10 protein-coding genes are annotated in these 11,084 nt (G+C 51.8%); 5 read left to right on the top strand and 5 right to left on the bottom strand.

Annotated elements, in window-relative coordinates:
• Window position 1 precedes the first annotated feature (1 nt).
• Entirely contained in the window at window positions 2-1,195 is a 1,194-nt protein-coding gene (locus tag V4U88_RS26185; RefSeq protein WP_334076135.1) for an NAD(P)/FAD-dependent oxidoreductase, read from the bottom strand.
• A 444-nt stretch (window positions 1,196-1,639) separates the two neighbouring features.
• On the opposite strand from V4U88_RS26185, the gene V4U88_RS26190 reads away from it, so the two are divergent.
• Window positions 1,640-2,641 (top strand): NAD(P)/FAD-dependent oxidoreductase, encoded by a 1,002-nt coding sequence (locus tag V4U88_RS26190; protein ID WP_334076136.1) that lies wholly within the window; start codon window positions 1,640-1,642, stop codon window positions 2,639-2,641.
• Window positions 2,642-3,008: 367 nt separating this feature from the next.
• Here the strand turns inward: V4U88_RS26190 and sda are convergent, their stop codons facing one another.
• Both sda and V4U88_RS26200 read right to left on the bottom strand, forming a co-directional pair.
• Entirely contained in the window at window positions 3,009-3,149 is a 141-nt protein-coding gene (gene sda / locus V4U88_RS26195) for a sporulation histidine kinase inhibitor Sda (RefSeq protein WP_334076137.1), read from the bottom strand.
• Between the two features lie 275 nt (window positions 3,150-3,424).
• The gene (locus V4U88_RS26200) at window positions 3,425-4,090 is read right to left on the bottom strand and encodes a YheC/YheD family protein (protein ID WP_334076138.1); all 666 of its coding nucleotides are present in this window, start codon (window positions 4,088-4,090) and stop codon (window positions 3,425-3,427) included.
• A gap of 527 nt (window positions 4,091-4,617) precedes the next feature.
• On the opposite strand from V4U88_RS26200, the gene V4U88_RS26205 reads away from it, so the two are divergent.
• Entirely contained in the window at window positions 4,618-4,827 is a 210-nt protein-coding gene (locus V4U88_RS26205; protein ID WP_334076139.1) for a hypothetical protein, read from the top strand.
• Window positions 4,828-4,974: 147 nt separating this feature from the next.
• Window positions 4,975-6,168 carry an AI-2E family transporter gene (locus V4U88_RS26210; RefSeq protein WP_334076140.1) on the top strand — a complete coding sequence of 398 codons (1,194 nt, stop codon included), beginning with the start codon at window positions 4,975-4,977 and terminating at the stop codon, window positions 6,166-6,168.
• Between the two features lie 58 nt (window positions 6,169-6,226).
• Here the strand turns inward: V4U88_RS26210 and V4U88_RS26215 are convergent, their stop codons facing one another.
• Window positions 6,227-8,377 (bottom strand): alpha-galactosidase, encoded by a 2,151-nt coding sequence (locus V4U88_RS26215; RefSeq protein ID WP_334076144.1) that lies wholly within the window; start codon window positions 8,375-8,377, stop codon window positions 6,227-6,229.
• Between the two features lie 312 nt (window positions 8,378-8,689).
• Between V4U88_RS26215 and V4U88_RS26220 the strand changes: the two genes are divergently transcribed.
• Both V4U88_RS26220 and V4U88_RS26225 read left to right on the top strand, forming a co-directional pair.
• A complete protein-coding gene (locus tag V4U88_RS26220; protein ID WP_334076141.1) occupies window positions 8,690-9,535 on the top strand; it encodes an AraC family transcriptional regulator in 846 nt (281 codons plus the stop codon).
• Between the two features lie 134 nt (window positions 9,536-9,669).
• Window positions 9,670-10,521: a GRP family sugar transporter gene (locus tag V4U88_RS26225; RefSeq protein WP_334076142.1), complete on the top strand. Its 852-nt coding sequence runs from the start codon at window positions 9,670-9,672 to the stop codon at window positions 10,519-10,521.
• 92 nt (window positions 10,522-10,613) lie between these two features.
• On the opposite strand, the gene V4U88_RS26230 is transcribed toward V4U88_RS26225, so the two are convergent.
• A partial coding sequence (locus tag V4U88_RS26230) for a transposase (protein ID WP_334075811.1) occupies window positions 10,614-11,084 on the bottom strand: 471 nt, incomplete at its 5' end.

Here is an 11,084-nt window from a genome sequence, read left to right on the forward strand (position 1 = left end):
GTTACAGGAATCTGCCTTTCTTCAGGACGAGGGGGATGCCCCCGATCGTGAACAGATAGCGGATATCCACCAGCTTCTTGAGCTGCGCGGCAACCCAACCCTTGTACTTCTTGCCGAAGGCGGAGGCGATGGCTTCGCCTTTGCCCAAGGAGGCTACCGTCCCTTTGTTGCTGAAAACGAATTTCTTCATCTCTTTGCCGCGGATCGCCGACACGACGTTCTGGGCGCAAGTGACTCCCTGCTGCATGGCGATTTGGGCTGTCGGCGGATACGGCCGCCCCTCCGGGTTAAACATCAGCGAATTGTCGCCGATAATAAAGACATTATCGTAACCGGGCGCACGCAGATAATCGTCGACCTTGACACGGCCTCTCGCCGTTTCGAATCCGGCGGCTTCAACAAGCCGGTTTCCGCGGATGCCTCCGGTCCAGATGACCGTGGCGGACTTAATTTCTTCGCCGGTGGCCAGCAGCACGCCGTCCGGGTTGCATTCCTTAATGGCAACGCCAATTTTGAACTGTACGCCCTTCTTGCGAAGAACATCCATGGCATAGTCGACGAGTTCCGGATCAAAGCCGGGAAGGACGGTAGGCGCGGCTTCCACGTTATAGACGTTCACCATGTTCGGATCGACGTCATATTCCTTGCACAGCTTGGGAATCCGGTCCGCCAATTCGGCAACGAACTCAATGCCGCTGAATCCGGCGCCTCCGACGACGAAGTTCAAGCGGTCCGTGCGGCTTTCGTCCGCCTTGAACAGCGCAAACTGATATTCGATATGCTGCCGGATGAGACGTACGGAGTTGATGCTCCGGATCGTCATGGCGTATTCGGACAATCCGGGAATGCCGAAGGATTCCGGTTCGCCGCCAAGAGCGACCACCAAATAATCATAGGACAGGGTCCCGTCCTGGAGAACAACCTTTTTATCCGATAAACGAATTTCCTGAACATTTGATTTGACAAGGTCGATTTTGAATTCATCGATCAGCTTGGAGATCGAAACACGCGTATGCTCGATCGAGTCCGTTCCCGCGGCAGGCATATGTAGGTGGGTCGTGAAGTAATGGTAATCATGCCGGTTGACGAGAGTGACGTCGGCCTCATTATAATTCAATTCCTTCTGCAGCCTCTGCGCTGTCAAAATACCGCCATAACCCGCTCCAAGTATGACGATCTTAGGTATGGTACTCATCTGGCTTGTTCTCCTTCCAGGGTTAAAGCTCTATATTTGATATTAAAACCAAAAACTCCAATGTGAAAATAAACACATAAAAAAATAGTCTCTGGTAAAAATAACATATTTATGTGCGCTATTTGTGCGCTTTGCGATTGTGCGATATTTGTCACAGTTATTTTAAACCGAACCTGAATAATTATCAAAAATAATACACAGGATCTATCCAGGTTCTCCTTAAATGTACTCATTTCGTCACAAATTTGGGTACATACATTTGAATGATATCGGCTTTTGTATAAAAGATCAAGTCTTATTTTACGCCACTTTTCGCGGTTTTACTGGGGTTTTCAGGCTTCTCCATAACCCGCTTGGTCCAACTTTGCAAGACGGAAAGTGAGGGCTATAATAAAGTAGAAATGACAATATAAGCTTTGTTAAATTATTCGGAGGTGTTTGCCAGTGTCATCCCAAACTGCAAGCGGCGAATTTACCGACCTGCTCATCATCGGAGGCGGGCCGGCAGGCATGTTTGCCGCTTTTTACGGCGGAATGCGGAAAGCATCCGTTAAATTAATCGAAAGTATGCCGCAACTGGGAGGACAGGTTGCCGCCCTTTACCCAGAGAAATATATCTATGACATCGCCGGATTTCCCAAGATTACAGGCCAGGAATTGGTCCACAACTTGCATGAGCAATTGAAACGGTTCGATCCGGACATTCGTCTTGAAGAGAAGGTGCTGCGCATCGAGAAGAAAGATGAACGCCATTTTGTCGTAACGACCGACAAGGAAGTGCATTATGCCCGGGCTCTGATCATTACGGCGGGGGTCGGCGCCTTTGAACCGCGCCGGCTGGAGCTGGAGAACGCGGCGAAATTCGAGAAGAGCAACCTGCACTATTTCGTCAGCGATCTGAGCAAGTTCCAGGGCCGCCGCGTTCTGATCAGCGGCGGCGGCGATTCCGCGGTAGACTGGGCGCTTATGCTCGAGCCGATCGCCGCGCAGGTCACGCTGATTCACCGCCGCGACAAGTTCCGCGCCCACGAGCACAGTGTGGAGAACCTGATGGCCTCCAGTGTGCAGGTCATCACCCCGACGGAAATCGCCGCCCTGCACGGCGACGACCGGATCGAACGCGTCACCCTTTCGCATACGAAGACGAAGGAGACCCAAGATATCGATGTCGACGACGTCATCGTCAATTTCGGATTCGTCTCCTCGCTCGGACCGATCGCGGAATGGGGGCTCGATATCGATGCCAACTCGATCGTTGTCGACTCCCGCATGGAGAGCTCGATTCCCGGCATCTTCGCGGCCGGAGACATTACGACATATCCCGGCAAGCTCGACTTGATCGCCGTCGGATTCGGCGAAGCGCCGACCGCGGTCAATAACGCCAAGGTGTATATCGATCCGGAAGCCAAGCTGTCCCCGGGACACAGCAGTAATCTTAAACTCTAACTACATGAGATGATACAAAAAGGGGTATCTTAACTTTACGCAGGAAACCTTGCTGTAAAGGAGAGATACCCCTTGTCCTATATTTGCCCGTTATGCAACGGTGTTGCTCCGCTGACCGCCACGTGTCCCGATTGCGGGCATGTCCTGGAGAATGCCGGTAAAAAACAGGACTACGTGGGACCCTACAGCCCGTATGGGTCGGCTGATCAGTATACCTCTGCATCCACTACCCAAGCTCCTTCCGGCTGTGAACATGTGGTCATGTGTCCGCATTGTCACGAAGCTTATATTTATCATGTCAACGCTTGGAAAGCGCCTTGACTTCATCGACACCAGCTTGTCCATCATTTCCGCGACAACTTGCTCACTAATGTAAGATCGGCGAGTCGGTCATCAGATCTCGTCTATGGATCTCTGCCAACAGCAATCCGATGAAATCCCGGTCCAAATCCAGCAAGGTTGCCAAATGATAGGATTCAAGCAGCATCTCGTCTGTCAACATCGCCATTAATAGCACATCCTTTCTATATTTTTCCTCATCATAACAAGAAAGCCGAATCAGAACAAGCGTTCCTCTTATCCACAAAAGTCTGTGGAAATCCTGTGAATAACGTGTTAGCAAACGCTGGAACACATTGTAGAATATCTTTGGATAATGTGGATAAAAGTTATTCACAGGATGCCAATACCCATTTTTTGACGAAAATTTTTTTTACTTCCGGTTAAAACTTTGGGTATAATCCATTAACCTGTAAAACATTGGAATAAACCGCCGAAATCTTTTTATTGTGGCCGGGTATTAACTTCAAAAATCCAGAGTTTTCCGCCCTGATCAATCCCATAGTCAAACCCGAGCTGGTCGATGCCCGGAAAAGCCGACTCCAAAATCGCAATGCAAGTACTCGTAATATTTCGCATCTCCTTGCGCTTTTTGCTCCCGGCCCCTTTGCGGCGGAGCGAAAGCTCCAACCCTTTTCTGGCTGTCAGTTGGGTTCCCCCTTTGCAGAGATTGGTAACGAACAAACCGGGTCTGGCCAGACGTCCGACCATGGAACGGTACACCCAAACGCCGCCCTGCTTGACTACCTTGACTCTGTAATCGATCGGCCGCCCGCCGATTCGCGCCAAGTGGATGCCCTGCTGGATCATGTACCGCCGGCCGACTTTGACACGGTTTAAGGCCTTGAACATGGCGTCAAAGCTGGCGAACGATCTTTGGGCGGACATATAGGTAAAGGAGTAGATCCCTCTCGCACAAGTTACCTTGATCACCCCGTACCCGCCGCCGCCCCGCAGCGGCTTGATCACCACCATGCCAAACTGGCGCAGCATGCTCCTTAACGACTCCGCACTGTACATTCGGGTTTGCGGTATGTGGGCGGCCACGTTCGCGTTGCTGAGTAGCGCTTCCGTTTTCAGCCATTTATTGGCCAGTTGTCTTCCCGCCATGACACCATCCCCTTTCCGTTATACGATATTCATACTCAAACGGCAGAAAGGGTTCTTGTATGTTTGTCCGAGGCGTGTGCCTCTTTTCCTCTTCTCGCATTTTTGTTCAAATATGCTAAACTAACGTTAGAATGGGCTATATAGGCTGAACTATTGATTTGCATATTAGACAGCGGTGTAAAGGGTTCTTTGCACACTCTTGTCTGCAACTAAATGTTTGGTTTGAATTAAAGGGAATTCTTCCCGTTAATTTGGTACGTATGCGGCTGCAGAGGCGAATTAGCCGGAAAAACTCCCGTTAATTCGCCTGAAATTGTGTATTTCGGCAATAGGGCCGCGAAATAGATGGAGCTTTTCCAGCTAAATCTGGCCGAAAAGCCAAGAGCGGTACATTAACAGGATATTTTCCCGTTAATGATGTAGACTCCGACGGTGGGGCTTTATATCAGAACCCTGTCACATCCTTGCCTCACGCCAATTCTTTAGTTCAACCTATATAGCAAGATTTTTAGTGAAGGAGGATTCCTTTGGAAACCGAAGCCGCTTTATTCGAAAGCCTGTATTGGATTGCCATGATCGCCATGTCCCTGGTGCTTGCCGGAATCACCGTGCTTTTGTTTATTACCGGACTTAAATTCGCCAAAGGCTCGCGCAAAGGGCTGGGAGCGGGCTGCATCCTCTTCTCGCTGGTGGCGGCCGGTATGGTCGTGCTTATGGTGGACCGGCAGTTTTTTTGAACCGCGTTCGGACTGGATTCATACGCTTTGCACCTCGAAGCGGCATGAATCCTTTTATTTTTTGAGAATGTCTGAAACCAAAATGATTTTTTGCGTAATATAACTATAGTAAAAATTTGATACATCGACAGGAGGTTCTTTGCTTTCATGGGGGGCGCGCACATCTGGAGCGAACGTTTCAAAAAGTTTTTCCTTGGCAACCGGTTCGTCATCTTCCTGCTTATCTTACTGCTGATCGGACTTAATATTTTTGTATTTGACAAAGTTTCCTTTATCTTTACCCCGGTCACCGTTCTTCTAAAAACGGTACTGCTTCCGATCCTGCTGACAGGCGCGATTTATTATCTGCTCAACCCGTTGGTGGACTGGCTTGAGCGGAAAGGGATTCCGCGGGTCTACACGATCGTCGCGCTCTACCTGCTCATTGTCGGCCTGATTACGATCGTCATCCTGTCTATCGTGCCGGTGGTAAGAGAGCAGATTATGGATTTGATCGAGAACTTCCCGAAATACAGCTATGAGGTGCAATTGCAATTCGAAAGCCTGATCGGCAGCGAATTCTTCCATCAAATTCAGGAATCGACAGGCTTTAATCCGACTCAGCTCGCGGAAACCGTCTCGGAGAGAGCGACCTCGATTCTGGAAAACGCCTGGTCCGGCATCGGCGGATTTTTGGGCGCGTTGAAGGACTTTATTTTGGCGATTATTACGGTACCTTTCATTCTGTTCTATTTGCTGAAAGACGGGAAAAAGCTGCCGAACTTTATATTGCGTTACGTCCCTGTCCGGTTTCGCACTCAAACCAACCGGGTGATGTCGGAAATGAACGGACAGATCAGTTCCTACATCCGGGGGCAGATTATCGTCAGCTTTTGTATCGGGGGATTGCTGTACATCGGTTTTCTGATTATCGGGCTGGATTACTCCCTGATTCTGGCCATCATCGCCGCATGTACAAGCATCGTGCCTTATCTCGGCCCGGCCATCGCCATTACGCCCGCCTTGATTATCGCCATCGTCACCTCGCCGCTCATGCTGTTGAAACTCATTGTCGTCTGGACCGTCGTCCAACTGGTTGAGGGAAAATTTATCTCCCCGCAAATCATGGGCAAATCCCTGCGGATTCACCCGATCACGATCATCTTCGTGATTCTTACCGCCGGGAACCTGTTCGGCATCCTGGGCATTATTCTCGCCGTTCCCGGTTACGCCGTGCTTAAAGTTATTTTCACACACCTGTTCAAATGGTTCGAGAATCGCTCGAAGCTGTACGAACCGGCACTCGCGGAAACCGCGGTTCAGCAGCATGACACGGAACGTGTTGATGGAAACAGCAACTAAACAAACCTAAGGGGCCCCTCCTTTCCGGAGAGGCCCCTCTATTTTGTGAAGGGTCTGCCTACTCTTCTCTTCGGAGCGTAAACAGCCTGGAGGCAAAATCGCCCTTCTCCATCACATTGAAGCTCATGTCTTCCTTCCAGGGCGGGGTCAACAGCAGACCCAGATTCATCAGTTCGCCGCCCGAGTAGGATTGATCCAGTTCCTCGACACGGTAGACCGCCTCCGGCAGCAGCCCTTTCAGCTTGAGCCGTTTATAGGCTTCGTTCGGGACGGATAACACCTGATACCAACCCACGATGGCTTCGCCTCTATCGGCATCCACCGTCATCCAGGCGGTTTCATTCTCCTCGAACGGACTTTGCAAACGGAAAAAGTCTCCTCCGGTCAATAGCTTTCTGTATCGTTTGTAAAAGCGGATTTGCTCCCTGATCGCCTCCCGCTCGGCCACCGTCAATCCGACGGGGTCCAATTCATAGCCGAACACGCCGAAATAGGCGGCATTTGCCCGGGTGTGAAGCGGAGTCATCCGGCCGACCTGGTGGTTCGGAACACTGGATACATGTGCTCCCATACTGCTTAACGGGTAGGCCATCGACGTCCCGTACTGGATTTTTAGCCGCTCCACGGCGTCGCTGTCGTCACTGGTCCAGGTTTGCGGAGCATAATACAGCATTCCGGGATCGAAACGGCCTCCTCCCGAGGCGCAAGATTCGAACAGAATGTGCGGATATTTGCGGATCAGTTTGTCGTAGAGTCGATACACCCCCAGGATATAGCGGTGAAAAAACTCCCCCTGCCGATCGCTTCCCAAGGTCACCGAATAAGCTTCCGAGATATTGCGGTTCATGTCCCATTTCACATATTCGATATTGGCCGACGACAACACCCGGTCCATCTGTTCGAATAGGCCATCCACCACCTCGGGACGGGAAAAATCAAGCACATACTGATGGCGTCCCTGTTTACGCTTCCGGTTCGGCGTGCCGACAACCCAGTCGGGGTGAGCCTGCATTAAATGAGAATGCTCGTTCACCATCTCGGGTTCGAACCATAATCCGAACTTCATGCCGAGCTTATTAACCTCGCTGGCCAAATGCCCCAAACCGTTAGGAAGCTTCTGCTCATTCACGAACCAATCGCCCAGCGATGTGGTATCGTCGTTGCGCGTCCCGAACCAGCCATCGTCCAGCACCAGCAGCTCTATGCCGAGGTCGGCACCGGCCTTGGCGATGTCCAGAATTTTTCTTTCATTAAAGTCAAAATAGGTCCCTTCCCAATTGTTCAGCAGCACGGGCCGTTCTTTCCGGGCCGCCTCGCCGCGGATCAGATGGTTGTTATACAGCTTGTGGTAAGCCTGGCTCATGGCGTTCAGTCCGCCGGAAGAATAGACCATCACCGCTTCGGGGGAATGGAAGCTGTCCCCGGGAGCGAGAGTCCAGCAAAACTTCTCGGGATGGATTCCGATCATAAACCGGGAGGTCCGGTAATTATCCACTTCCACTTGGGCCAAAAAATTACCGCTGTATACGAGATTCAGGCTGTACACTTCGCCCGCGTGCTCCGTCGTGTCCGGCTTGGCCAGCATCACCAGCGGATTGTGGAAGTGGCCGCTGGCCCCCCTGGTGCTCCCGACCGCTTGAACGCCGGGCCGAAGCGGGGTCCGGTATACATGGCGTTCCCTTCCCCAAGCGCCCGACAGTTGAATAAACTCCAATTGCTCGTCCGGCAAATCGAAGCTGGCGCTCATCAGCCGGTTGATCTTCAGCACCCGGTCGCCGCCGTTCGTAACCGTCACCGAGCGGGTCATCACCGGCAGGTCTCTGTAAATCGTATACCGCAGCGCCGCTTTAGCCTGTGTCAACGGATCGACCAGCGTAATAGTCAAAGTCTCCGCTTCCGCGGGATCGGTAACGAACGTGGCGGGCAGCTGGGGTAGCGGCGGTTTCCCGGCATGAATCTCATACCCCGCATACTGAAATTCCATAATATGCGAACCGTCCTCCTGCAAGATCTCGACGGCCGCTTCCCGGAAATCGCCGCTTCCGGAGGAGGGGAATTCCTGTTTGATGCTTTCCAGCGAGGTGACGAGGTCACCGGTGAACTCGCCTACCGATACAGGCCGATAGCTGCGTTCAACGAAACGCTCCGGGCTTCCGAGATAGCGGAGGGCCGGTCCGTAATATAAATGCTCCAGTTGACCGTTCTCCATCACGCGAAACAAATAACTGATCGCGCCGTTGTGTAAATGAAAGGTTTGTTCCTGTTCGTTGACCTGAATTCCTGTCGCTGTTTGTCCGTATGGGTTCAAAGCGTTCGTCTCCTTTATGCTCGAGTCATTGGGGCTGATGCTTTTCGAGATCAGAATACCATGTCCGGAAGCCGACCTACATGCTATTTTCCCAGTGTTATATAGCAAAACTTAATATAATCGAAGTAAGGGTTTTATAGGGCCAGTCATATTAACTCCATTTGTTTAACCTCTTTGTTTTCGCTATATTAATGACAAGGAAGGAGCGATGGAATGAACAGTGCGATGATCCAGTATGTAGACACAACGACCAGCATTCAGCACAAAAACATCACCGATTTGATTCTATACAACTGCGGCACCGAAAAATGCGCACCCGGCCATGCTTTCGGTCCGATTGCGCGGGAATTTAATCTGATCCATTTCGTCATCGGCGGACGGGGCCGGCTGGAGATTCAACAAAAGGAATTTGCGATCGGTCCCGGCCAGGCCTTCCTGATTCCGGCGAACGAGGTCGCCTACTATCAGGCCGACCGCACCGATCCGTGGGAATACTGCTGGATCGGATTCATGGGGATCCGCTCCCAAATGTATCTGCGGAGCATGGTCTCATGCCGGGATCAGCCTTTTGTCCTGGATATCGAGGACATCTCCTATTTTCAATCAACCATTCTGGAAATGCTGCGGATCGGAGACCATCAACTGACGTCCTCCCTCGCCATCCAAGGATACTTGTACCAGATGCTTGCCAGACTGGTGCGTGACTCCGGGGCCGGGGAGGCCCGGCAGGGTGAAGTGCGGATTCCCTATTCGACCCAGGCGATGAACTATATCGAGAAAAATTACAACAGCGGCCTGCAGATTCATGACGTGGCGAGCTATCTTGGGCTGCACCCGAACTATCTGTCCTCCGTTTTTAAACAGGAAACCGGAAAAACGCCCAAACAATTCATGATGGAGCTAAGGATCCGGAAAGCTTGCGAACTGCTGCAGCAAACCGATTACCCGATCCTGGTGATCTCCAAATCGGTGGGCTATTCCGATCAATTGACGTTCTCGCGCGCCTTCAAAAGCATGACGGGAATGTCGCCGACGGAATTCAGGCAGAATTCCCTTTGATTTTGCCATAAACATCATAAACCCGGCGCTATTTTACCCCGTTCTTATTTGGTATCGTTTTGCTGTTAATTGCTCAAGTGCTATAGGATTTTGGCAGATTGAACAACAGCATACGAGAGAGGGGTTTATTCAACATGTTCATTGCTTTTGTTTCGGCTCTGGGGTGGGGATTCATGCCCATTTTGGCCCAGTTGACGAAAGCCGGACCGCGGGAACAGCTCTTGGGCACGTCCGCCGGCGCTGTATTGTTTGCAGCCGGTCTGTATGTGGCCTCGCCGACGGCCTTCTCGCCCGTCCCCTACACGATCAGCTTTATTTCCGGGATTCTGTGGGCGATCGGCCAATTGCTTCAGTTCGAAGCGTTCCAGCGCATTCGCGTGTCCACCGCTATTCCTTTTATTTGCGGGCTGCAGCTAACCGGCACCACCTTGTTTGCCGCCCTGGCCTTGGGGGAGTGGTCCACCCGGTTCCAGTTCCTCCTCGGGATCGCCGCACTGGCGCTCGTCTTGGCCGGTGTGCTCATCACCAGCCTGCAGGAAGAGAGCACAGGGCCAAAGCGCGGGCTGACGCTCGGACAGCTGTCCATTCTCTTGTGCTCGGCCTTGGCCTTGACCGGCTATGTGATTATCAATCAGTGGTACGACATCACCGGTCTGTCGGTCATCCTCCCGCAATCCGCCGGCATGTTCCTTTCCGCCGTCGCTTTTAGTCTGTTCGCCGGGGTGCGGCCGAGACCCCGAATGGTTATTCGGAATCTCGGCACCGGGCTCTCCTGGAGCATCGCCAATCTGGCGCTGTTCATCGCGAACGGCAAGATTGGAGTGGCGGCCTCGTTTCCGATTTCCCAGGTCAGCATCGTGATCGCCACCGTTGGAAGCATCCTGATCTTCAAGGAGAAGAAAAGCCGCAAGGTATGGATGCGGGTGCTGCTGGGCAGCATGGCCCTCATGGCGGGCGTAATCCTGATCGGGTTAACCAAATCCTAGCTCAGACGCATGCGAAAAGAGGCTGTCCCAAAAGTAAACTTTGGAACACCCTCTCCAACAAAATAGGATGATATTTGTAAAAAAAGAAGGAGCTAAGCGGGCTGTTTTCGCTTAGCTCCTTCTTTTTTGGAGTCTACGGCGGCTTTCTTAAGCAAATTGTGGGCAAGGGAAAGCCAGCCGACCTCCAGACTTACTTTTTGTAAGCCTCGAAGCAGAAACCTTTTAAAGCCTCGGTTGTTCTTCATATCGCCAAACACAGGTTCCGGCTCGATCATGCGCCTTACGGCCAAGGCATAACCTTCTTCACTGCGGAGTTTTTGCCTTGCCTGGCTCTTTAACCGCAAATACTTCATACTAACTTTGATCTCACGATCACCCTGGGCTTGTGTACACTGCGGCTTTAACGGACAACCCTCGCAGCCGGAGCTTCGGTAATGTCGGTATTCGATTTCATACCCACTTTCTGTTTTCTCCTTACTCCCTCTCCGGAAATGGAGCGTTTGCCCAGCCGTGCATGTCCATGTATCTTGTTCGCTGTTATAGGTCCAATTGTCGATTTTACT

This window comes from Paenibacillus sp. A14, from assembly GCF_036864815.1.
Classification (GTDB): Bacteria; Bacillota; Bacilli; order Paenibacillales; family Paenibacillaceae; genus Fontibacillus; species Fontibacillus sanfengchensis.

Coding starts and splice junctions, on each gene's coding strand:
- V4U88_RS26185 (WP_334076135.1), bottom strand. CDS start 1,195: ATGAGTACCATACCTAAGATCGTCATACTTGGAGCGGGTTATGGCGGT.
- sda (WP_334076137.1), bottom strand. CDS start 3,149: ATGGCGATGTTGACAGACGAGATGCTGCTTGAATCCTATCATTTGGCA.
- V4U88_RS26200 (WP_334076138.1), bottom strand. CDS start 4,090: ATGGCGGGAAGACAACTGGCCAATAAATGGCTGAAAACGGAAGCGCTA.
- V4U88_RS26210 (WP_334076140.1), top strand. CDS start 4,975: ATGGGGGGCGCGCACATCTGGAGCGAACGTTTCAAAAAGTTTTTCCTT.
- V4U88_RS26215 (WP_334076144.1), bottom strand. CDS start 8,377: ATGGAGAACGGTCAACTGGAGCATTTATATTACGGACCGGCCCTCCGC.
- V4U88_RS26220 (WP_334076141.1), top strand. CDS start 8,690: ATGAACAGTGCGATGATCCAGTATGTAGACACAACGACCAGCATTCAG.
- V4U88_RS26225 (WP_334076142.1), top strand. CDS start 9,670: ATGTTCATTGCTTTTGTTTCGGCTCTGGGGTGGGGATTCATGCCCATT.